Source organism: Thermosynechococcus sp. QKsg1 (genome assembly GCF_031586415.1).
Classification (GTDB): domain Bacteria; phylum Cyanobacteriota; class Cyanobacteriia; order Thermosynechococcales; family Thermosynechococcaceae; genus Thermosynechococcus.
On sequence record NZ_CP134200.1, the window covers coordinates 1,056,185 to 1,078,559 of the forward strand.

Sequence of the window (22,375 nt, forward strand, 5' to 3'; positions counted from 1 at the left end):
TCTAGGGCTGAGGAAGGACAGATTGCTCAGGTTGGAGTTGGCTCAGCAGTGCCCGCAGAGGGGGCTTGGCCAATAGGGTTTGCGTATCGGCCACTAGGCGATCGCCCCAGAGGTTTTCCCGTTGAAACTCCACCGTGCCATAGCGGCTATCGAGGCGCAGGGCTTCTTCCGCCAGTTGTAGTGCTCTTGCTTCATTTCCCAGTTGCAACAGGGCTGTGGCCAAAGCAAGTTTCGGCTCACTGGCTTTGGGGTCAATGTCTGCTGCCTGTTCCCAGTTCTTGGCTGCTTGGCGGATATTGCCTTGTTCATAGAGCACGAGACCAATGTTGGTATAGGCTGGCCAAAACTGACGATCCAAGCGCAATGAGCGGCGGTATTGCTCGATTGCCCGATCCTTTTGTCCCAATTTGAGATAGGCATTGCCAAGGTTGAACCATTCCTCTGTGGCATCGGGTTTCAGTGCCAATCCCTGCTCGATCGCCCGCACTGAGGCTCCATAGTGCCCTAGGCGAAAATGGGCAGAGCCTAAGTTGAAATAAGCCCCCGGATTTTTATCATTGAGTTTCAAAGACTGCTCTAGGGCTGGCACTGCATCCTTGGGTTGATTGACCGTGAGGTAGAGTCCCCCCAGTAATGCCCAAATTTCGTGGGCTTGGGGTGCCAACTGCACTGCTAGCTTGGCTCGCACCAACGCCTCTTGAAATTGCCGAAACTGTGCCAGTTGTAGGGCTTCTTGGGCCACAATAAAGCCATTTTGCTCCATCTCCTTGGCATTGAGTTCAAGGGTGCGCGGTAACACCACCTGTGCCGTTGCCAGACTGCCACTCAGGAGAACAAGACCCAGACTCAGGGTTAAACGGGCAAGCATTTTAGGCACGATCAATTTCCGTGTTGCAAGCTAAGTGAATTCCTCTTTAGTTTGCCATACCCTACCGACGTTTGCGGTGACTGAGGGCGACTCTTGACAAAAGTGGAAGGGAGATGATTGCCTTTAGAGAAAAAATAGGCTAGCCTGTGCTTATTCAAAGATCGCTAATCAATTGCTGTCAATTTTTTAAACCCTATTCAAACCTGATTTTTAAGGAAATTTAACAATGAACCCTTCAAATGAAAACATTCCTAACTACATGGTTCCAGCGATTCTGTCCACGATTTGCTGCTGTTTGCCTTTCGGTATTGTCGCTATTATTTTTGCTGCCCAAGTCAATTCAAGGTTAGCAGTCGGCGATCGCGCCGGGGCGTTGGAGGCCTCAAACAAGGCCAAGCTATTTACTTGGATTTCGGTGATTGCGGGATTGCTCGGTGGTGCCCTTTATGCGGTACTCATGGTGCTCTCAATCATGGCTGAGCAAGGGGGGATGTAGCTCGCTGGGCAGTCGTTCATAGTGGTGGGGCGATCGCCAGCGCAGAAGATGGGTCACCGGCTGCTGTAGGAGTTCTGTCGTCAAACCGATGGCGCGGCGAGGATTCACCGTTGCTAGGGTCAACGCTGCTTCAAAATCGCAAACTCCCCAATCCACTAGGCGTCCCACCATTGCCAACAGCGGCACAGTGGTGCCACAGAGGGTGCCATCAGCCAGTCGTGCCGTACCATTTTTCACTGCAATCTGCCGCTGATCCCAAGGATAGACCCCATCGCCTAACCCCAGCGGAGCAAGGGCATCACTCACCAAAAACAGGCGATCGCCCGCGCACTGCCACAACACCTTCAGCATTTGCGGATGAACATGCACCCCATCGCCAATCACGCCACACCAAACGCGCTGATCTGTCAAGGCTGCTGCTAACAGTCCCGGCTCGCGATGATGCAGAGGGGGCATGGCATTAAAGGCATGGGTGATCATTGTGGCACCGGCATCAAAAGCCGCCTGCGCTTCCTCCACTGTGGCTAAAGAGTGACCTAAACTCACGGTAATTCCCAAGCCACGTAAGTAGGCCAGAACCTGATTAGTGGCATCCAGTTCCGGTGCTAGGGTAAGAATACAGACCGAGCGGCTAAACTCTGCTAGAACCTGTTTAACCGCTTCAAAAGTCAAGGGTTGCAGATACTGCTGGGGGTGTGCACCCCGCTTCTGGGGATTGAGGAAAGGCCCCTCTAAATGCACACCTAAGATTTTGGCTTCAGACTCTTGCGCATTGGGCGCGTATTCGTGGAGCACCCTCAAGGCAGTGTGAATTTCCGCGAGGGGAGCAGTCACAATCGTCGGGGCGTAGGCATCAATCCCCTCTTGCCAAAGATAGCGGCCAATTTTTGGCAGTGGTTCGGTGGTCTTTAACCAAGGAAAGGGAATGCCCAAGGCACCGTTAATTTGCAGATCGACGCCCCCAAGGGAGAGATAATCGCCGCCGAAGTCCAGCACCTCAGAGCAATCGGGGGGAATCAGGTCAGTGCCGATCGCCGTCACTTTGCCATTCGTGAGTTGTACCTGTTGCAGGCGATCGCTCCCCAAAAGCCGCACGCGATCGAGCCAATAAACACTCATGGGGTGGTGGGGGTTAATTGCAGATCAGGGCGTTCTTCAGGCACAATTGCCCCCTCCACAGGACACACTTGCAAACAAATGCCACAGTCAATACAGGTGGCAAAATCAATCCAGAACCAATCGGTGCCCTTGGCATTTTTCCCCGGTCCCGGATGAATACAGGCCACCGGACACGCCTCAACGCAATCGGCAACCCCTTCGCAGGTATTGGTGACAATGGTGTGCGCCACAGTGTTCTCCTCACTGAGAGTTGATTCAGGATCAATTCTAAAGCTCTAGGCTAGATCCCCAGATCTGACTTCGCCGCTTGAGCCGCCTCCAATAACATGGGTGTAGGGAGTTCCTCCCAATCGCGATCGCCGATCTCGGCATAGAAGGTTTCGTCATAGCTGCGGGTTTGGATCACCACAGGCATCGGCACCGCATGACCCAGCACAAGCGCCTGTTGTTTAGAATCCAGCTTGGCCAACACCGATCGCAACTGCTGCGAACCCGCCACCCCCGTGAAAATGGCCTCAATGTCCTTTTCATCGTTAAGGAGTGCGGTGATGCGGGTGCCAATTTGCGACATGATCTCGCTATCAATGCCCGAAGGCCGTTGATCAACAACGAGGAGCGTGACAAAGTACTTGCGCATTTCGCGGGCGATCGTCCCAAAAATCGTTTGCTTCACCGTGGCCGGATCCAAGAAGCGGTGAGCCTCCTCAATCGTGATTACCAGTTGACGCGGGCGATCGCTGGGATTTTTGGTTTGCAAAAAAATCTCCGACTGCTGCACATAGGCTTGGTGGATGCGGCGGGCAATAATATTCGTCGCCAGCATATAGGAGAGCATATTGGCTTGGGAGCCAAACTCAATCACCACATGTTGACCCGCCGCAAGAGTGTCCAAAATCTGACCAATGTAGTTCTTGGTACAGGTGTTGCGCAGGTACTTCAGTTGCTCTAGCCGTGTCAGTTTGCGTTGCAGCGCCATGATCGAGGCTTTGCTGCCCATTTTCGTTTCGCAAAACTCCTGAATCTCCTGATTGGTCATCACCAAGAGGCGACTAATCCAACCCTTGCCAAACTCATTGCGCAGAATAATTGCATTTTCAAGGCTGGCCTCCGAGAGGTTCAGTTCCGCTTGCACCAAGGCCAAGTCCTCCACCTCAATTTGATCAAAGCCAATGTAGAGTTCTTGGGCATCGCGCACCCCTCGCCGTTGGGTGGATTCAGGGTCAAGGGTATAGATCTTGACTTGGCGGGGAAACAGTTGCCGCAATCCCTTAACGGTACTCAGTTGCTTGCCTTCACGGGTGGCTTCCCAACCATACTCCGAGTGCATATCAAAAATCAAGTTCACCGCCGCCTGTTTGCGGATAATTCCCGACAGCAACAGCCGCGTTAAAAAGGACTTGCCAGTACCCGACTTGCCAAATACGCCATTGCTGCGCTCGACAAAGCGATCCAAGTCCAAACAGATGGGGACTGCCATATCCAAGGGAGTGCCAATGGCAAAGTTACGCCGCTGCGGATCGTCCTCCCAGCCAAACACGGCGCGAAAGTCCCGCTCACTGGCTTCATAGACGGGACTAAAATGGGCAGGGATGGTTTTTACGGGCAGTAAATCCTGCTCATCGTTGAGGATCATCAACATCGGTGCCACACTCAGCGTCGCAAAGGTGCCGCTGCCGGCTAAGACCTCCTGCAAAAAGGTATCCTCAAGGGCGGGGGGGTTGAGCAGAATGCGGGGATTGGCCGTACCAAGCACGACATCCGTCAGCAGACAAAAGAAGCGCGATCGCTGGCCTTGGATCACTAAAAATTGGCCGACCCGCAGTTCTTCTACAGAGACGTTGCCACACAGTCGTACCTCTAAGCCCTGACTGAGGGAGCCTTGGACAACAATTCCCAGTTGTTGTGCTGTCATCGTTTATTGCGCCTTCAGGAGCTGAATGCGTTGGGGGTCGCCAAACCGCGGAGCAGGGGCTTGGCTGTGGAATTCAGCACCCGGTCTTGGCGTCGCTTGTAGCGTTTGACTCAAGTGCTGCACATAGCGATCCTGTGCCCGCCGAAACCCTTCTAGGTTGTCTCCGCCATTGAGAAGCGCAAAGCAGACGGTGCCGTATTTTGCTGTGGGTAAGACGCCAACCAACGCACTCACATTCCAAAGAGACCCCGTTTTTACTAGGGTTGCCGCCGGTAGTTGACGATACTCTAACGTACCGCGATCGCGCCCCGCCATGGGTAGCACATCCGCCAAACTGTGGTTTTTCTGAGCGAGCATCTCCTGAAGCGCCAAAAGCATCCCACACGCCGCCCGGGGAGAAATGCGATTCTTCTCCCCCAGACCTGAGCCGTTGATCAGTTGAATTTCACTGGGGGGTACATTGGCTTTACGGGCGGCCACTTGAGCTACGGTTGCAGCACCCCCTGCCATTTCTGCTAGCGTTTCCGCAATCTCATTATTACTGTAGATATTCATTTGCCGCACAATTTCCCCCAAGGGGAGTGAGCGATGCTCGAGGCGCAGGGTAACACTCGCAGGGATCGTGCCTTGGAAGCGTGTTTCACCCGTCATACTTACTTGGGGGCGGGGTTGCCCCTTGAGGTGCTGTTCATAGGCGGCTTGAATTTCGGGTGTCCAGCGGCGGTGATCTAGGGCGAGTTTGAATAGCGCTGCGGCGGTCTGGGGTTCAGGGTAAAAGTTCATCATAAAAGGGGGAACGATGACTAGATTCCCCTGCACTTGACGAATTCCAAGGCGGTTAAGGGCATTACCGATGGCGATCGCCTCCTCCCAGATAAAGAGGGGATCATTGCCGCCAATCAAGACCAAGTCCCCCCTGAGAACACCATTTTGCAGCGTGCCTGTGGTGCCGATGCGAGTCAGAAACTGATAGTCAAAGGGGTATTTATCTAGAGCCGCCAGACTGGTTGCCACTTTGGTAACAGAGGCAGCGGCAAGGGGGCGATCGCCCTGGTGGTTGACCAATAACTGGTGGGCACTTTGAACCCAGATGCCCTGTTGATTGGGAGAAAAACCCTCCTGTGCCAATGTTTGCAGGTAGCGATCGCGATACTGATGCAGCGCAGCCTCATAGGGAAATATCACTGCTTTTAACGCCTCAAAGCGCGGTTGTCCCCAGTACCATGCCAATGCTGCCAACAGATCCAACATGCCAGTTCTAATTCACTGTCAATTCCCACCATCCCAAACTGGGGCCAATAAAGCGAACCGTGAGCCAAATGACTACCAGCAGGCCAATCCCTACCCAGGTACCCCGCGTTACCCACTTCTGGATTAGCAGCAGTTGCTCCTTCCGGAGCCAGCCCCCCTTTTCTTGACCGTAGCCCTCACCAAGGGTTTCCTTGCGCCGTTTTGCCTCACCCATAGTTGCCGCTCAAATGGTTACAGTCCTTATCCTAGACGCTTTTAGGAAGCGATCGACCCCCTTAGACTCGATCCTAGACACACTACGCCAAACTCCGCTAGCTTCTGCAAAATCCTATGGGAAAAATGGGGCGTCCTCAGCAGACCAAGTGGACCACAGCAAAGTGCTAGTGTTTAAGGAGTTAGGACAAAGTTCACCAACTTGCCCGGCACGACAATGACTTTTTTAATGGTTTTACCGGCAAGGTAGCGTTGGCCAATCTCCGACTGCTTGGCGGCTTCCTCCAGTTCCACTTGACTAGCCGTGGCAGGGACTTGAATCGCACCACGGGTTTTGCCCATCACCTGAATGACAAGGGTGATTTCATCGGCAACAAGGGCAGTGGGGTCTGCTTTCGGCCAAGGCTGGCGGTGGATGGAGTCGGTGCCACCCAGTTGGTGCCAGAGTTCTTCGCTGATGTGGGGGGCAAAGGGAGCAAGCAGGGTTAGCAATGTTTGGATGCCCTCGCTATACACGCCAGAGGTATAGTAATCGGCGCTACTGAGGACATTGGTGAGTTTCATCAGTTCGGCAACCGCGGTATTGAATTGATAGTCGCCCTCAATGTCCTCGCTAATTTCTTTAATTGCGGTATGAATGGCACGGCGCAGCTCTTTTTCAGTTTTAGTGAGGCTTGCAGGCAGGGGTTGACCCAGCTGACCCCCCTTGACTTTGAAGGTTTGCACCAAGCGCCAGACGCGGTTGAGGAAGCGAAACTGACCTTCGACATCGGCATCGTCCCACTCGAGGTCTTTTTCGGGGGGCGCCTTGAAAAGGATGAACATGCGGGCAGTATCCGCCCCGTACTTCTGAATCACATCGCCGGGGGCAACGCCGTTGTACTTGGATTTGGACATTTTTTCATAGACGACCTCTAGGGCTTCCCCTGTGTCGGGGTCAGTGGGTTGGTTGAGATCGGCGATGCGGCTAGGAATGATGTACTTGCCCGTGCGCGGATTTTTGTAGGTGCGTCCTTGAACCATGCCTTGGGTGAGCAGACGTTGGAAGGGTTCACTGACATGGACAAGCTGGCGATCGCGCAAAACTTTGGTGAAAAAGCGCGAGTAGAGCAAATGGAGAATGGCGTGCTCAATCCCCCCCACGTACTGATCCACCGGCAACCAGTCCTTAATGGCTGCTGGGTCAAAGGGGGCTTCACTGTTGCGAGCATCGGCGTAGCGGAAGTAGTACCAAGAGGAGTCAATAAAGGTATCCATTGTGTCCGTTTCCCGCTGGGCAGGGGTACCACATTTCGGGCAGGGAACATCCCGCCATGCAGTAAGTTTCGCCAAGGGAGAAGGGCCACGACCGGTAAACTCCACTTCCTCGGGGAGCAGCACGGGTAATTCTGAGCGCGGCACAGGCACCGCTCCACACTGCGGACAGTGAATGATGGGAATGGGGACACCCCAATAGCGTTGGCGGGAAATGAGCCAATCCCGCAGCCGATACTGCACTTGCTCCCGTCCCCAGCCTTGGGTGGTTGCGTATTCGGTAATGGCTGCTTTAGCTGCGGTGGAGTCCATGCCATCAAATGGACCACTGTTGATCAATCTCCCCGGCTCCGTATAGGCAGCCTTGAGGCGGGCACTGGCTTTGCCGTCTGGGGGAATGATCACTTGGCGAATGGGGAGCTTGTGGGCCTTGGCAAACTGAAAATCGCGCTCATCGTGGGCAGGCACGCCCATTACAGCACCGGTACCGTATTCGTAGAGGACATAATCGGCAATCCAGATCGGGATTTCTTCACCGGTAAAGGGGTTCAGAGCTTTGCCACCGGTGGCCACACCCCGCTTGGGGCGATCGCCCGCTGTGCGTTCGAGTTCACTTTGCTGTTGGACACTGGCAATAAAGGCTTCGACGGTTTTGCGGCGGCGGCTAGTGGTCACTTTCGGTGTCAGGGGATGTTCGGGCGCCAGCACCACGTAGGTCACCCCATAGACCGTATCGGGACGGGTGGTAAAAACAGCAATTTTCTCATCGCTGCCAACAATTGGAAATTCCAGATAGGCACCCGTGGACTTGCCGATCCAGTTGGCCTGCATCAATTTCACCCGCTCTGGCCAGCCGGTCAGTTGTTCCAAGTCATTCAGCAGTTCCTCGGCATAGGCAGTAATTTTCAGAAACCATTGCTTAAGCAGTCGCCGTTCCACTAAGGCGCCCGATCGCCACGATCGCCCTTCGCTATCCACCTGTTCATTGGCCAACACCGTTTGATCCACGGGATCCCAGTTCACCGCCGCTTCCTTCTGATAGGCCAAGCCCGCCTCAAAGAATTCCAAGAAGAGCCATTGCGTCCAGCGGTAGTAGTCGGGGTGACAGGTGGCCACTTCCCGTTCCCAGTCGTAGGACAGACCCAAGCGCTGGAGTTCTTGGCGCATTTGGGCAATGTTTTGCTGTGTCCAGACGCGAGGATGAATCCCCCGTTCAATGGCGGCATTTTCTGCCGGCAGGCCAAAGGCATCCCACCCCATGGGGTGAAGCACGCGATAGCCCTGCATCCGCCGACAGCGGGCAATGACATCAGTAATGGTGTAGTTGCGAACGTGCCCCATGTGCAGATTCCCAGAGGGGTAGGGAAACATTGAGAGGGCATAGAATTTCGGCTTTTGCGGATCGGTATCGGTGCGATCGATCTGGCGGGCAGCCCATTCCTGTTGCCACTTGGCCTCAATCACTTGGGGGTCGTAGCGATCGTCCACAACAGTTTTCCCGAAAGAACAGCTTATCTATTGTATCTAGCACGTTCCTTTCCAAGATACGGCAACAGTGGTCTTAGCTTGCCGGTGCCGCAACGGGGCGTAGCCGATAGCCTTGACCATAGACCGTTTGAATTAGAGAGGGTTCGTCGGCATGCTCAATTTTGCGGCGTAGCAGCCGAATCTGGGCAGCCAATAGGTTGCGATTGACGCAGGGCTGATCCGGCCACAGTTGACTGGCAATCAATTCATGGCTGAGGAGTTCCGTCGGGTGCTTGAGGAAGAGCGCCAAAAGTGCCGTTTCCTTTTCCGAGAGACAGATGCACTGTTGCCCCCGGTAGAGCAGACGACCTTCGACATCTAAACGCAAATCTTGCCAGCAAAGAATCGGGGCTGCACACCCCATGGTATGTCGCCGCCGCAGCAGTGCTCGTACCCGTGCCAGCAATTCCCGCAGTTCAAAAGGTTTAACCAAGTAATCATCAGCACCGGCATCCAGACCCCGCACCCTGTCATCCACCGTGTCTCGAGCAGTGAGAAAGAGAACGGGAGTCTCATCACCAGCTTGACGCAATCGTTGACAAAGTTCTAGCCCCGTAGGCGGTGGCACCATCCAATCCAAAATTAAGAGGTGGTAGGGGCGCTGCGTTTGCCAGTAGGCTTGAGCCGTTTCACCATCGTAGGCCACGTCAACGTGGTAGCCCTCTTGGCGCAGGATGTGACCCAAGGGATCGGCTAGCTCCGTTTCATCCTCTAGCAGCAGAATGTGCTCCACAACATCAATTGATGGCCGATGGACACCAAAATTTTAGCGAAATCCTCTTGAGTTAGGCGGCTGCTTGTAGCAACTGAGGCGGCACCGGAATTCCCGCTGCGATCGCCTCCGCTGGCAGTGTGGGTACAAGGCGATAACAGTAGAGAAGAAATTGCTCTAACCATGTTTGTAGCAGGTCTTGCTGCTCCTCGTTGAGGTAGCGATCGAGAGCAGGTACTTGCTCAGTGTAAAAGGTCTCAACCCGAATCGTGCGCAGCCAAGGATGAGTCGGGCGGGTAATCAACCAGTAGTTACGCACAAGGGCACGACCGAGGTGATTCTGGACGATCTGGCTTGCCTTCCTAAACCATGGCAGATAGTTTTGCAGCGTCTGTACCACTGGTGGCGTAAACAAGGGGCGTACTGCGGATGTCACGCCAAGCAGGTTCAGGATTTCACCCTCTAGTGCCAAGAGGTAGGCCAAATTGATAGGGAGAGACGCCTTAGCCCGACAGTAGGACATCAGCAATGTTTCTAGGGTGGCACGGGTTGCTTCTGGGAGTCCTTCAAGCAACAGGAGAAGCTGATTTTCAGTTCGCAGGGGACTGGCAGAGAGGGCTGAGCCTTGGCGCTGATAAATTTCCCTCAGAGTATCGAGGAGAAGAGGCGGTAGCAGCATTGCTCAAGGAGTTAGTCTAAAAAGACCTAGGTAATCTTAATACTTTCTTTATATGTGTTTGTCGGGATGATGGAAGTAAGGGTTGCTACAGTTGACCCAGAAAAAACTTAGGATATTGATAGGATTTTATAAATCTTCTAGCGATCGCTTGCCAATCCTCTAGGGAATACGCTATCTTGGATAAGCTAGAGCAACGCGGGGTAGAGCAGTCTGGTAGCTCGTCGGGCTCATAACCCGAAGGTCCATGGTTCAAATCCATGCCCCGCCATTGATAATGAAAAAACAATTCTGGAAGCTATTGACAGGTTTCTTGATGCCAATGCGCTTGCCCCAAGACCAGTGGGCAGCAGTGCGAATTCTACAAATTGTGTTGGGCATTGCCGCTAATCCCCCCACCACCCAAATGGAGCGACCCACGGGGCTTTGCCGTTAGAGCCTTTGGTTAAGAGCAGCAAAAAGCCGCTGGCGATCGCCCTCTAGGGCTTGATCTAGTTCTGGCAAAAAGGTGTTGTCTGGCCACAGCGATGCAAACAACGTTACCATCGGCAAATTGTCAATGGCAATGAAAAAGTCGGTGGGTTGAGGGCCATCAATGTGGCGACTATTCACCCCAAAACCGCTACGGCTATAGGTAATAGCAACAGCAGGCACCGCAGAACGCAACCACTCAAGGGGTGTTGGCTGACCAGCTATGGAGCGCACCATCTGTTCCAGTTGCTCCGGGCTACCCGACCAAATGGAGGCCAAGAGGTCACGGCGGTTGTTAGGGTCATCCCATGCCTTGAGAAAGGTTTGCAGCGTTGCAGGAGCCTTCAATGTTGCCTCTTGGGGGTTGGCCAAGGGTTGTAGCCATGCAGCTAGGGGGTCGGTGTCCCGAGGGAGTTCCCCTTGCCACCAGCGGAGGAGGGTTGACACTTGACGCACATAGGCGCCTGAGGGGCGATCGCTGGCAATGTCCTGCTCAAGCTGACGATAACGCTCCGTGACCGCCGTCAGAACTGGTTGATAAAAGGGTGCGAGGGGAGCAACCCGCCAAGCCGGACTGGTGATGAAGATGGGATGGCGCAGCACCTCAAGGATCAGGGCTTGGGTGGCGAGTTGCGGTTGATTCTTACGAATGAGGGCTAAGCCGAGACCCAGAAAATTGCCCCGTTTAGCCGGTACAAGTTGAGCCGCTTTGGCAAATGTCTGTGCTGCTGCGCCAAAATTAGCATCTCGCCAGTAGAGCCACGCCAAGTTGCTGTAGCCAAACTCTAGGTAGGGAGACAGCTCAATTCCCTTCTCAAAGTTAACCATTGCTGTGCGCAAGAGGTTGGTTCGTGCTTCAGGATTGTCTGCCATCATGCCCCGCTGGCCATAGTTCCACCCCAGTTGCAGCGGATAGTAGGGTTCCCAAGGGGCGAGTTCCTGAGCATGGAAGAGCTTCTCAGTAAAGCGATTCCAGTCGGGAGGGGTTTCCAAGAGGGCTAGAAAACCTTCGCTGCTACTTGCCCAAGCACGGTGAATCGGTGTCAGCCAACCCACCATCACTAGGATGATTCCTAAACCCACGCCCACCAGCGAGAGTGCCCAGCGTACCTGCAACCGTTGAGGAGGAGCTTGCCCTTGGCCTGTGCGAATCAGGGTTGTTAAGAGGGTGAGTTCAATTAGGAAGAGGCCACCAATGCCGACATTGTCCAGTTGAAAATCCGTAAGACTGAGCACGCCGTAGCCCCAAAGCGCAAGGTAGAGGGCGATCGCCAGCCGTTGTTCCCGCTGTGCTAAGTTCGGCCACCAGCGCCGGTAGCGCATTGCCCAATAGACCAGTAGCCCCACCCCCAAGAGCAATACGGCAATGCCCCAAAGCCCAAGTTCGGCCCAGAGTTGTACGGGGGTACTGTGGAGTTGATAGATCCACTCCGCTTCACGGCCAGCCCAGCCCGGACGATAGTGCTGATACCACAGGGGCACACTACCTAAGCCATTGCCCCTCAGAGGATGTGCGGCCCCCATCCGCCAGCCAACAATACTGGTAATCCAGCGGTAGGCCAGTTCGCTCCCTTGTCCTCCCTGCCAGAGAGCCACTAAGCTGCGGCGCAGGCGATCGTTGGCCAAAGCGACCACCGCTAAGCCCACCAAAGCCAAAAATCCCCACCAAGAGCGACGCTGGCGGCGATAGTGCCAAACCCAACCCACGCCAAGGGGAATGACCATTGCCAGTAAGCCGAGGCCGCCCCCCCGTGAAAATGTTGTATAGAGGGTAACTAGACCCAAAAGCAGCACCGCCATCCAAAACCGGCGCGATCCACTGGTTTCTGCTTCTATGGCCAACAGTCCTACCAAGGGTAATGCCAGCAGCAGGTAGCCCGCCACGTAGTTTTGGTGACCAAAGGGTGCCCAGTTGCGTAGTTCTAGGGTATCTGGATTCAAATGGGGGGTGAATCCTTGAGGGCTATTCAAAATTGCGGGGGCGATCGTCGTGCCCAGCCAAAGGCCTAAACTGACAAGAATCACGAGGGCAGTGAGATAGCCTTGAAAGCGCACAATTTGCCAGCGGCGTTCTGGGGTGCGCAACCAAGCCCCGAGGGGATAAAGGACAGCGATGCTTCCCAAGAGTGCCCAGCCATACCAGCGAGCCTGATGGGGAAAAGCACTCCACGTCCCTGAAATCGCCAATGCCAACAGGAGTAATAGCACTACGCCATCAAAGCCATTTCCCAAGGGCTGCACCCGCCGTTGATAGGCCAACACCTGCAAAAACCAAAGCAGAGGCACCCCCAGCGTGGCTTGCCAGAGTAAGACCCAAGGCCACGCCACCATCAGACTGTGACTATCGGGTAAGAGGGTAAAAAAGGCATAGCCAGCTGCCGTTAGCAGCCCCAGCAGAATGCCCTCCTGTTTAGCCGCCTGTTCGCCCCAATGTTTTGCCGTCATCGGTGATGCTAAAAGGGTTTAAAGCCGCTCCAACCGCTTTGATGAGCCTTGTCCTGATTCTAGGTGAATTCTTAGGCAAAGGCTGCCACCACCCGATCCATGGCTTCAACCACATTTTCCCGACTATTAAAGGCCGAAAGGCGCAGATAGCCCTCACCCGCTGCCCCAAAACCAGCACCGGGGGTACCCACTACATAGCAAGTGTGCAGCAATTTATCGAAAAAGTCCCAACTGCCAATCCCTTGGGGCGTCTTCAGCCAGACATAGGGAGCATTGACCCCACCATAGACTGCAAAGCCCGCTTGGGTGAGTTTTTCGCGAATGAGACGGGCATTGTCCATATAGAAGGCCACCAGTTCCCGTACTTGGGCTTGACCGGCTTCAGAGTAAACCGCCTCGGCGCCCCGCTGCACAATGTAGGACACACCATTAAACTTCGTGGATTGCCGCCGTTGCCACAGCGCCCAGAGTTCGACGGCCTCGCCACTGGGGGTTTGCCCCTTAAGACCCTTGGGCACCACCGTAAAGGCGCAGCGGGTTCCCGTAAAACCGGCATTTTTCGAGAAGGAGCGGAATTCAATGGCGCACTCGCGGGCACCGGGAATTTCATAGATCGAGTGGGGAATAGCGGGATCGGTAATAAAGGCTTCGTAGGCGGCATCAAAGAAAATAATTGCTTTATGGGCACGGGCATAGTCCACCCACGCCTGTAAATGCTCCCGTGTGGCCACCGCACCGGTGGGATTGTTGGGGAAGCAGAGGTAGATTAAGTCCACAGGTTCACTGGGCAGCGTGGCGGTGAAGTAGTTTTCAGCGGTAATCGGCAAATAGACCAGTCCAGCGTACTCCCCGCGTTCATTGGCTTCCCCCGTGTGCCCTGCCATGACATTGGTATCCACATAGACGGGATAAACGGGGTCGGTAACGGCAATGCGGTTGCCGTCGCCAAAAATATCGAGGATATTCCCTGTGTCGCACTTGGAGCCGTCGGAAATAAAAATTTCACTGGCATCGATGTCGCAGCCGCGGGCTTGGAAGTCGTGGGCGGCAATTTTTTCCCGTAGCCAAGGATACCCCTGCTCAGGCCCATAGCCTTTGAAGGTGGCGCGATCGCCCATTTCTTCCACCGCTTGAATCATCGCTTGACGACAGGCCGCTGGCAGCGGTTCGGTGACATCCCCAATGCCGAGACGAATCAGGGGGGCATCGGGATGGGCTTGCAAGAATTGATTGACACGGCGGGCAATTTCCGGAAAGAGATACCCTGCCTTGAGTTTGAGGTAGTTTGCGTTAACAAAGGCCATAGTGCTGCTGAGTGAGAAACAGAAGCTCAATATATCAGGATTCGAGAATCCCTTTGAGGCGAGAGTGCGCCAATTGCAGCGCCTCGGATAACTTTTCAGGTTCAGATCCCCCCGCTTGGGCAAAGTTGGGACGCCCACCACCGCGGCCACCACAGACTTGGGCAAGTTCCGCCACCAGTTGACCGGCATGAACCCCCCGCTCTACAACGTCCGGACTGGCGGCGACTAAAAGGTTCACTTTGTCGGCAGCCGGTTGAGTGGCCAACACCACAGCTCCACTGCCCAGTTTATTCAGGAGCCATTCAGCGGCGGTTTTTAGCCCTTGGGGATCCACCCCTGCTAAGGAGGCAATGAGAATGTGGGTATTGCCGACGGCTTCAGTCTGCTCCAAGAGGGCTTGAGTTTTAGCGAGGGCTAGTTCAGCTTTGAGGTGTTCCAGTTCCTTTTGCTGGGCTTTGAGATCCGCTTGGAGTTGGCTAATGCGATCTAGAATCTCTTCCGGTTTGGCTTTGAAGCGATCGCACAACTCGCGGACAATGCTATCGCGCTGTTGCAAATAGTCACGCACCGCTGGTCCTGCAATGGCTTCAATGCGACGAATCCCGGCAGCCACGCCACTTTCACTAATGATCTTAAAGAGGCCAATTTCAGCAGTGTTGTGGACATGGGTGCCACCACAGAGTTCCATAGAAACGCCCGGAATATCGAGAACCCGCACCTGCTCGCCGTATTTTTCACCAAACATGGCGATCGCCCCCTTGGCCTTGGCTTCATTGAGCGCCATGATACTGGTGTGGGTGGCATGGCTTTCACTAATCCAAGTATTGATTTGATCTTCAATCTGTTGCAGTTCTTCGCGAGTGAGGGCACGGGGGCAGTTAAAGTCAAACCGCAACCGATCAAAGGCCACCAGTGACCCCGCCTGGGAAATGTTCTCGTCAATCCGCTTTTTCAAGGCCGCCTGCAAGAGGTGCGTTGCGGTGTGGTGCGCCTGTACCCGCCGCCGACAACTGAGATCAATTTGGGCGCTCACGCGATCGCCAACGCTGAGGCTGCCCCGCTCCACTTTGCCGTAGTGAACAAACACTTCCTTTTGCTTTTGCACATCGTGGATTTGCACTAGGGCATCACTGCTGGCGAGATACCCGCGATCGCCAATTTGGCCACCGGATTCAGCATAGAAAGGAGTTTCCTCAAGGATCACCTGCACTTCAGTCCCTGCTGTTGCCATTGTTACCGGATGACCCGCTACCAAAATCGCTGTTACGGTCGTGGTCAAACTAAACTCGTCATAACCACGAAACTGCGTCGGATGCAGTTGACCCGCTAGGGAGTCAATCCCCTCTTGAACGGTAATATCAATGGTTTCGTGAGCGGCTTGGGAACGTTGCCGCTGCTCGGCCATACAGGCTTCAAACTCAGCCACATCCACACCAATGCCTTGCTCGGCGGCAATCTCTTGGGTCAACTCCAAGGGGAAGCCATAGGTATCAAAGAGAACGAAGGCATCGCGCCCTGCCAATTGTGGTTTACTGCGTTTTTTGCCCTTAGTTGTCTTCAATGGAGCGAGCATCTCCGCTAAGAGCTTCTCACCCCGATCCAAGGTCTTAAGAAACTGTTCCTCCTCCCGCTGGAGTTCGCTGAGAATCACTGCCTGCCGCTCACGCACATTGGGATAGACATTGGCAGCCAGATCAATCGCCACTTGAGCCAAGGCAGGGGTCACCAGTTCATTGATCCCCAACAGCCGACTATGGCGGACAATGCGCCGAATCAATCGCCGCAGGACATAGCCACGCCCCACATTACTGGCGGTAACGCCATCGGCAATGAGATGAACCACGGCACGGGTGTGATCGCCAATCACCTTGAGGGACGTTTTGGTGCTGGCATTGGCTTTGCGGTACTGAATCCCGGCTCGCTGCGCTGCCGCCTCAATAATCGGGAAAATTAAGTCTGTCTCGTAGTTGTTGGGCACCCCTTGCAGAACCTGCGCCATCCGCTCCAAGCCCATACCGGTATCAATGTTTTTCGCCTTGAGGGGGGTGCGGCGCCCTTGATCGTCTTGGTTCAACTCCATGAACACTAGGTTGTAGAGTTCGATGAAGCGGCGATCGTCATCGAGATCAACGTCAGCTAGTCCCTTTTCCGGATAGAAGTCGTAGTAAATCTCAGAACAAGGGCCACAGGGACCCGTTGGCCCCGCCGTCCAGAAGTTGCTCTCCTCTCCCATGCGCTGGATGCGCTCCTTGGGCAAGCCCACTTGGCGATGCCAAATGTCATAGGCCTCATCGTCATTTTCAAAGACGCTCACCAAGAGCCGTTCCGGGGGCAAACCATAAACTGTGGTCATCAATTCCCATGCCCAAGCAATGGCCTCCGCCTTGAAGTAGTCGCCAAAGCTGAAGTTGCCCAACATTTCAAAGAACGTGTGGTGGCGAGCAGTGCGACCCACATTTTCAATGTCATTGGTGCGCAGACATTTCTGGGCAGTGGTGGCGCGAGGCACTTTCGGGGCTTCTTGGCCGAGGAAAATTGGTTTGAAGGGGAGCATGCCGGCGATCGTCAGCAGCACCGTCGGATCCTCTGGAATCAGCGAGGCACTGGGCAAAATCGTGTGTCCCTTAGCGGCATAGAACTCAAGGAATTTTTGGCGAATTTGATCACCTGTGAGGGCAGTTGTCGCCGACGCAGAGGGGGACGAGGTCATTGGAGCAAAGTCTCAACGGAGCGCAACAAACGGCAAGAATACTATTTCATCATACTGGATTGTACTCTGGGAATAAGGCACCCCATTGGCAGGATTTACGAGAATAGCCATGGCTGAGCCAGCCACCCGCTCTGAAATGGGTCAACTCCTTGAGGAAGTGAGAGGAATGCGCGCTAATATGAGAAAGTTGCCGATCTGAGCGATCGCCAGCGGGTGGTGGATGCCCGCCTATGGGGTTTTATTGTCGCCCTTGTCAGGGAATTTCGGCTTATCTTGTCAAGTTGTCTTTACTTTGATAAGAGTTAGCGCACAAACACGCCGGGCAAAAAGGTTTCGAGATAAAGATGAATCAATTGGCGGCCAAAGAGACCACTGACAATAGCCGCTACTGCCAAAAAAGGGCCAAAGGGAATCGGTTGCCGCCGCTGAATCCAACCGAGGGCAATCCCCAGTCCACCCATCAGGCCACCGAGGGCACAGGCCAAGAAAAAGGTAACGAGCAATCCCTGCCAACCTAGCCAAGCCCCGATCATCGCTGCCAGTTTGCTATCCCCTCCCCCCATGACCTCCTGACCAAGGGCGATCGCCCCCCCCCAGCGGATCAGATCAAAGAGCCAAATGCCAATCACTGCGGCAATGATGCTTTCCGTGAGTCCGCCTAGACCCGTCGTTAACCCTCTCACGAGCAGGCCGACAATCAACCCCCATTTTGTCAGGGGATGGGGCAGCGTCATCGTGTCTAGATCAATCAAGGCCAAGGCCAAGAGCCACGCACTCAACAGCCAGAGCACAAGGGTTTGCACTTGCCAGCCACTCACAGCCACAATCAGGACGTACAGCAGTGCCGTCAACAGCTCAATCGCAGGATACCGCCAAGAAATCGGTGCATGGCAGTAACGACATTGCCCCCGCAGGAATAGCCAGCCCAAAATTGGGATATTGTCCCAGGGCTTGAGTGTGGTCAAACAGATCGGGCAGCGAGACGGCGGATAAAGGAGCGATCGCCCGCTCGGCACACGGTAGATCACAACATTGAGAAAGCTCCCCACCGCTGCCCCAAGGCCAAAGACAAGGCAGTAGCTAGCAAAGGTCAAAAAAGTTAGTGCAGTTATAGGCGTGTTACTTCCGGCAGATGATCGTAGGGAATAAAGCATTCTTGGGGCAGCAGCACTGGTTGACTAGTAAACAGCACATAGCCCCGCAGGGTTTGCCGATTAACAGCGACACCCGCAGGCACCGTTTTTGCCCCATGAACCTGCTGGTAGAGATTATAGATGGATTGAGCAGCGGCTAGTAGGGGGGTATCAACGGTTTCCATGGTCTGCAAAACTGGCATGTGCCCCACTCCTCGGCAATCGAACAATTAGAAACGGTTATGTTTGGTTTTGAGCCAATCATCAGTTCTCGCCAAGCGCTCCGCCTATGCAAAAGCAGATCTGAAATCCTCTACCTGACTATCAATCATCTTGTCTTAGCAAAGCGATAGCATAGGGGTAGGACGGCGCTAAGACATCTTCCTCGTGAAATCACCTATTCATTAAAGAATTGATTGTTTCACCATGCCCAGCCCCTTGGCGATCGCTAACGTCGCCCTGTAGCTATTGACTGTGTTCCTTGTTTCCTCACACTCCTTTGACCGAACCATGAACTCACAGCAGTTCTCCCTTGCCAATCATCTGCACCATTTACCTCATCCTGTCTTGGCGGGCGATCGCAAGGGCACCATTCTTTATGCCAACGCTGCGGCGCAACGGTTATTGAACCACGCTAGTACCGATTTAGCGGGCCTCTCCGTCATCGAGCTACTGTCCGCCAACTTTGACCTCTCCCTAGAGCGGTTCCAGCAGGTGCTCAACACCCAAACCCCGGCACAATGGGACTGCTATGATCCGCGCAAACAGCAGTGGTGGCAACTGGATTTAACCGCTGATGCTCACGGCTGGACCCTGACCCTAACGGAAATTACGGAACGCTATCGCCATTGGCTGCTCCAAGAAGCGCGGGTTAATGAACTGGAAAAATGGTGGCAGCGATTTCACACCCTGACGGAGATAGGTCAACAGCTCTTCTGGGAAATCCAAGGGGAGTGGTGTTATTGGTACGGTGACAGTCAGGGGGTGCTGGGGTACCCCCTAGAGCAATTGCCCAAAACCCTGCGAGCGTGGCAGCAACTCATCTACCCAGAGGATCAAGAGCGCTTTTGGCAAGCCATCCCTCAGCAAGGGGGAGCAACACCCTGCGATTTGGAATATCGCCTGCGCCATGCCAATGGTGCGTATGTGTGGGTGCGCGATCGCTGGGAATATCGGCAGGAACCACCAAACACCACAACCGTCATCGGCGTCATGGTCAATATCCATGACCAAAAGATACAGGAAATGCGCCTGCGGGAAAGCGAACAACGCTATCGCAACCTCGTAGATCACCTACCCGCCGTGGTGTATCGCTGTGCCATTGATGCTTCGTGGACGATGGAATACCTAAGTCCCAAGTTCACCGAGCTGACGGGGTATCTCCCGAGCGAACTGGTGCACAATCAGGTTCGTAGCTACGCTAGTATTACGCATCCAGAAGATAGCGATCGCGTTGATTGCACAATCCATGAGGCTCTTGCCAAGGGCTTCCCCTTTAGTGTCGGCTACCGCATTTTCTGTGCTGATGGGTCGGAGCGTTGGGTACATGAGTACGGTCAGGGAGTCTATGACGTAACCGGCAAAGCCTATGCAATTGAGGGCATCATTGTGGATGAAACAGAACGGATTCAGTCAGAACAAGCCCTCAGAGAAAGTGAGTATCGCTGGCGTGCGGTCTTTGAAAATGCCCAAGTCGGGATTATTGTCACTAGCCCTGCTAACCACTACCGCCTTGTGTATTGCAATCCCTTTTTTTGCCAATTTGTCGGCTACACCGCTCCTGAACTGGCAAATCTCACCGCCCATGATCTGACCTTTGCTGAAGATTGGCCTGAGGAGGCGGCTCTCATCCAAGAGTGTCAACTGGGACTGCGCAACACCTATCAAATTGTCAAGCGTTACCGCCACAAAAAGGGGCACACCGTCTGGGGAAATTTAACCCTCTCCTGTGTGCGCAATGCCAATGGTGAGCCTCACCTGCTGATTGCCCTGATTGATGACATTACTAGCCAACGCCAACTGCAACTCGCCCTCGATCGCGAGCGCAACCGCTATGAGCAGTTAGTGAACAATTGTCCCGTCATCATTTTGACTCTCAATCGCGACAAAACTCTCTTAACCAGTAATTGGGTTGGCTTGAAGACACTGGCAGCGGCTCAAGTGGTGCCCGGTATGCCATTTTCGGCACTGCTCCATCCCCAAGAATCAGTGACTCGGGTGGAAGCCCTGATTGACCGCGTTCTGGACGGAGAAACCATTAACGACGAAGAAATTCTGCTGCGTTGCCGCACCGATGCTCCCTGTGATATGCTCAGCCACCTTTTTCCCCTGCTGGATGAGGAGGAAGAAATTGTCGGCTGTGTGGTGGTCTGTACTGATATTAGCGATCGCAAACGTGCCCTTGCTGAACTGGATGAGCGCGAGGCTCAATATCGCAGTGTTTTCGAGTCTGTGGCCGATGGCCTAGTGATCTATGACACCGAAAACCTACAGATCGTTGAGGTCAATGATGCCATCTGCGACATCTATGGTTTCAGTCGTAGTGAATGCCTTGAACTCCAACCTGAGGATTTTCTGCACCCCGACTACCGCGATCAGTTTCAGGAATTCCTAGAGACGATTCGGCATCAGCCCACTTGGCACGGTGTCAGCAAGCATCGCTGTAGCGATGGCCAGGTTATTGATGTGGATATCTTTGCCACAAGGTTGCGCTACAAAGGCAAAAATCAAGTCCTCTGCGTCATCCGCGATATTACACAAATCAAGCGTTTTGAAGAAACTCAAGTGGCGATCGCCAAAGAACTCAGCCGACGGGAAGCACTCTTTCGCAATCTCATTAACGATTTAGATGTGGGAGTGATGCTGCTGTCTGCCGATCTCTACGCAAAAGTGATTAATCCTCGGGGCTGTGAGCTGCTGGGGGTCAAGGAAGCGGACATCATTGGTCAAAAACCAACAGAAATGGCTTGGGATGCCCTCAACGATGCCGGAGAACCAATGCCGCCAGCGGCTTTTCCGCTGATGATTGCCATTGCTCAAAAGCAACGGGTACAAGGGGTGATGGGCATTCTCAATCAACAAACCCAACAGCGGCTCTGGCTGCAAGTGACCGCTGATCCAGAAGTCACGGCAACAGGGAGTATTGAGCAGGTGATTCTCACCTTTAGCGATATTAGCGATCGCAAGCACTACGAGGCCTACCTTCAAGATCAAGCCGTTCGCCAGCGGGAACTCAACCAGCTCATTCAGGAGATTCGCGAAGCCCCTGATCTCAATCAGGCCTTTGCCAAGGCGGTACAGGAGGTGTGTCATATCCTGCGGGTCGATCGCGCCATTGTCGTCAAGTACGAGCCAGAACAGCACCACTGGATTCCCCTAGTGGAGTTTCTCAACAAACCGTATATAACCCCTAGCGTGGGGCTGACGATTCCAGACGAGCATAATCCCATTGCCGCAATCCTCCACCAAGGAAAAATTGCCGAGCTGCCTGCCCTAGAGAATCTGGATCCCACCGATGCAGTGAACCGTGCAATTGCTCAAGTGCTCGGTGGTGGCTGGCTCATTGCCCCAATTCGGATCAATCAGCAGATTTGGGGGGCTTTTTCCTTTCAGCGTTTTAATCATTCCAGCGGCTGGACAGATGAGGAACGCCAACTCATTCTCTCCCTCACCGATCAACTGGCAATTACCATTCAGCAAACAAACTTGTATGACTCACTGCAATTGGCCAATGCCGAACTTTCTCGCCTTGCGACCATTGATGGTCTCACCCAGATTGCCAATCGGCGCTATTTTGACCAGTATTTGCAGCAGCAGTGGCAGTTAGCCCAGCGAGAACAGACGAACATTTCCCTGATTCTTTGTGATGTCGATTGCTTCAAGAACTTCAACGACCACTACGGCCACCAAGCAGGGGATGACTGCCTGATCGCGATCGCGAAAATATTAACCCAAGCGGTGCGCCGTCCCACCGATTTAGCCGCACGCTACGGTGGTGAGGAATTTGCCTTGATTTTGCCCAATACCGATCTCACTGGCAGTCTGCGCGTCGCCGAACGCATCCAACAACTTCTCTATGCCTTGGAGATTCCCCATATGGCCTCCTCAGTGAGCGATCGCGTCACCCTGAGTATGGGCATTGTCAGCTTGCTGCCCCAAGTTGGCCAACCGGTGAATGAATTCATCACCCTTGCTGATCAGCAGCTCTATCTCGCCAAGCGGGGCGGGCGCGATCGCTATTGCTATGCTTAGGTTCTTGCTTAGTGAGAACTCTTTCGTAGGCCT

General features: G+C 54.1%; 16 protein-coding genes and 1 tRNA gene. 3 read left to right on the forward strand and 14 right to left on the reverse strand.

From position 1 onward, the window contains the following. Nucleotide 1: 1 nt before the first annotated feature. A complete protein-coding gene (locus tag RHP47_RS05350) occupies nucleotides 2–868 on the reverse strand; it encodes a tetratricopeptide repeat protein (protein ID WP_149821693.1) in 867 nt (288 codons plus the stop codon). A 226-nt stretch (nucleotides 869–1,094) separates the two neighbouring features. On the opposite strand from RHP47_RS05350, the gene RHP47_RS05355 reads away from it, so the two are divergent. Beyond that, nucleotides 1,095–1,364 (forward strand): CD225/dispanin family protein, encoded by a 270-nt coding sequence (locus RHP47_RS05355; RefSeq protein WP_149818861.1) that lies wholly within the window; start codon nucleotides 1,095–1,097, stop codon nucleotides 1,362–1,364. Here the strand turns inward: RHP47_RS05355 and nagA are convergent. The 8 genes from nagA to RHP47_RS05395 all read right to left on the reverse strand — a co-directional run bounded on the left by nagA (nucleotide 1,335) and on the right by RHP47_RS05395 (nucleotide 10,031). After that, nucleotides 1,335–2,483, reverse strand: coding sequence for an N-acetylglucosamine-6-phosphate deacetylase (gene nagA / locus RHP47_RS05360; RefSeq protein WP_149818863.1), 1,149 nt, complete (start codon nucleotides 2,481–2,483; stop codon nucleotides 1,335–1,337). The genes RHP47_RS05355 and nagA overlap by 30 nt on opposite strands. Beyond that, the gene (locus RHP47_RS05365) at nucleotides 2,480–2,713 is read right to left on the reverse strand and encodes a ferredoxin family protein (protein WP_149818865.1); all 234 of its coding nucleotides are present in this window, start codon (nucleotides 2,711–2,713) and stop codon (nucleotides 2,480–2,482) included. The genes nagA and RHP47_RS05365 overlap by 4 nt, the downstream gene beginning before the upstream one ends. A gap of 50 nt (nucleotides 2,714–2,763) precedes the next feature. Next, a complete protein-coding gene (locus RHP47_RS05370; protein WP_310841247.1) occupies nucleotides 2,764–4,395 on the reverse strand; it encodes a helicase HerA domain-containing protein in 1,632 nt (543 codons plus the stop codon). A gap of 3 nt (nucleotides 4,396–4,398) precedes the next feature. Continuing rightward, nucleotides 4,399–5,646, reverse strand: a complete 1,248-nt coding sequence (locus RHP47_RS05375) for a D-alanyl-D-alanine carboxypeptidase (protein WP_310841250.1) — start codon at nucleotides 5,644–5,646, stop codon at nucleotides 4,399–4,401. A gap of 7 nt (nucleotides 5,647–5,653) precedes the next feature. Beyond that, nucleotides 5,654–5,860, reverse strand: a complete 207-nt coding sequence (locus RHP47_RS05380) for a DUF2839 domain-containing protein (RefSeq protein WP_286626933.1) — start codon at nucleotides 5,858–5,860, stop codon at nucleotides 5,654–5,656. A 173-nt stretch (nucleotides 5,861–6,033) separates the two neighbouring features. Next, nucleotides 6,034–8,601 carry a leucine--tRNA ligase gene (gene leuS, locus RHP47_RS05385; protein ID WP_286649944.1) on the reverse strand — a complete coding sequence of 856 codons (2,568 nt, stop codon included), beginning with the start codon at nucleotides 8,599–8,601 and terminating at the stop codon, nucleotides 6,034–6,036. A 73-nt stretch (nucleotides 8,602–8,674) separates the two neighbouring features. Beyond that, nucleotides 8,675–9,373 carry a response regulator transcription factor gene (locus RHP47_RS05390; RefSeq protein WP_149818876.1) on the reverse strand — a complete coding sequence of 233 codons (699 nt, stop codon included), beginning with the start codon at nucleotides 9,371–9,373 and terminating at the stop codon, nucleotides 8,675–8,677. Nucleotides 9,374–9,425: 52 nt separating this feature from the next. Continuing rightward, a complete protein-coding gene (locus RHP47_RS05395) occupies nucleotides 9,426–10,031 on the reverse strand; it encodes a hypothetical protein (protein ID WP_149818878.1) in 606 nt (201 codons plus the stop codon). 194 nt (nucleotides 10,032–10,225) lie between these two features. Here RHP47_RS05395 and RHP47_RS05400 point away from each other — a divergent pair. Next, a tRNA-Met gene (locus tag RHP47_RS05400) sits at nucleotides 10,226–10,299 on the forward strand. A 161-nt stretch (nucleotides 10,300–10,460) separates the two neighbouring features. Here the strand turns inward: RHP47_RS05400 and RHP47_RS05405 are convergent. The 5 genes from RHP47_RS05405 to RHP47_RS05425 form a co-directional block, all read right to left on the reverse strand. Further along, complete coding sequence (locus tag RHP47_RS05405) at nucleotides 10,461–12,944, reverse strand: O-antigen ligase family protein (RefSeq protein WP_310841255.1); 2,484 nt, start codon at nucleotides 12,942–12,944, stop codon at nucleotides 10,461–10,463. A 71-nt stretch (nucleotides 12,945–13,015) separates the two neighbouring features. Then, entirely contained in the window at nucleotides 13,016–14,248 is a 1,233-nt protein-coding gene (locus tag RHP47_RS05410) for an LL-diaminopimelate aminotransferase (RefSeq protein WP_149818884.1), read from the reverse strand. 34 nt (nucleotides 14,249–14,282) lie between these two features. After that, nucleotides 14,283–16,958 carry an alanine--tRNA ligase gene (gene alaS / locus RHP47_RS05415; protein ID WP_310841257.1) on the reverse strand — a complete coding sequence of 892 codons (2,676 nt, stop codon included), beginning with the start codon at nucleotides 16,956–16,958 and terminating at the stop codon, nucleotides 14,283–14,285. Nucleotides 16,959–17,260: 302 nt separating this feature from the next. Next, on the reverse strand, nucleotides 17,261–18,112 hold the full coding sequence (locus RHP47_RS05420; RefSeq protein WP_399363006.1) for a prepilin peptidase: 852 nt from the start codon (nucleotides 18,110–18,112) through the stop codon (nucleotides 17,261–17,263). Continuing rightward, nucleotides 18,067–18,294 carry a hypothetical protein gene (locus tag RHP47_RS05425; RefSeq protein ID WP_225901554.1) on the reverse strand — a complete coding sequence of 76 codons (228 nt, stop codon included), beginning with the start codon at nucleotides 18,292–18,294 and terminating at the stop codon, nucleotides 18,067–18,069. Before RHP47_RS05425 ends, RHP47_RS05420 begins: the two co-directional genes overlap by 46 nt. 307 nt (nucleotides 18,295–18,601) lie before the next feature. On the opposite strand from RHP47_RS05425, the gene RHP47_RS05430 reads away from it, so the two are divergent. Next, nucleotides 18,602–22,342 (forward strand): PAS domain S-box protein, encoded by a 3,741-nt coding sequence (locus RHP47_RS05430; RefSeq protein ID WP_310841258.1) that lies wholly within the window; start codon nucleotides 18,602–18,604, stop codon nucleotides 22,340–22,342. Nucleotides 22,343–22,375 lie beyond the last annotated feature (33 nt).

What these genes read in the sequence shown, in the direction of transcription:
- RHP47_RS05350 (WP_149821693.1), bottom strand. Translation starts at nt 868, where the DNA reads ATGCTTGCCCGTTTAACCCTGAGTCTGGGTCTTGTTCTCCTGAGTGGC.
- RHP47_RS05355 (WP_149818861.1), top strand. Translation starts at nt 1,095, where the DNA reads ATGAACCCTTCAAATGAAAACATTCCTAACTACATGGTTCCAGCGATT.
- nagA (WP_149818863.1), bottom strand. Translation starts at nt 2,483, where the DNA reads ATGAGTGTTTATTGGCTCGATCGCGTGCGGCTTTTGGGGAGCGATCGC.
- RHP47_RS05370 (WP_310841247.1), bottom strand. Translation starts at nt 4,395, where the DNA reads ATGACAGCACAACAACTGGGAATTGTTGTCCAAGGCTCCCTCAGTCAG.
- RHP47_RS05375 (WP_310841250.1), bottom strand. Translation starts at nt 5,646, where the DNA reads ATGTTGGATCTGTTGGCAGCATTGGCATGGTACTGGGGACAACCGCGC.
- RHP47_RS05380 (WP_286626933.1), bottom strand. Translation starts at nt 5,860, where the DNA reads ATGGGTGAGGCAAAACGGCGCAAGGAAACCCTTGGTGAGGGCTACGGT.
- RHP47_RS05395 (WP_149818878.1), bottom strand. Translation starts at nt 10,031, where the DNA reads ATGCTGCTACCGCCTCTTCTCCTCGATACTCTGAGGGAAATTTATCAG.
- RHP47_RS05405 (WP_310841255.1), bottom strand. Translation starts at nt 12,944, where the DNA reads ATGACGGCAAAACATTGGGGCGAACAGGCGGCTAAACAGGAGGGCATT.
- RHP47_RS05410 (WP_149818884.1), bottom strand. Translation starts at nt 14,248, where the DNA reads ATGGCCTTTGTTAACGCAAACTACCTCAAACTCAAGGCAGGGTATCTC.
- alaS (WP_310841257.1), bottom strand. Translation starts at nt 16,958, where the DNA reads ATGACCTCGTCCCCCTCTGCGTCGGCGACAACTGCCCTCACAGGTGAT.
- RHP47_RS05420 (WP_399363006.1), bottom strand. Translation starts at nt 18,112, where the DNA reads ATGCTTTATTCCCTACGATCATCTGCCGGAAGTAACACGCCTATAACT.
- RHP47_RS05425 (WP_225901554.1), bottom strand. Translation starts at nt 18,294, where the DNA reads ATGCCAGTTTTGCAGACCATGGAAACCGTTGATACCCCCCTACTAGCC.
- RHP47_RS05430 (WP_310841258.1), top strand. Translation starts at nt 18,602, where the DNA reads ATGAACTCACAGCAGTTCTCCCTTGCCAATCATCTGCACCATTTACCT.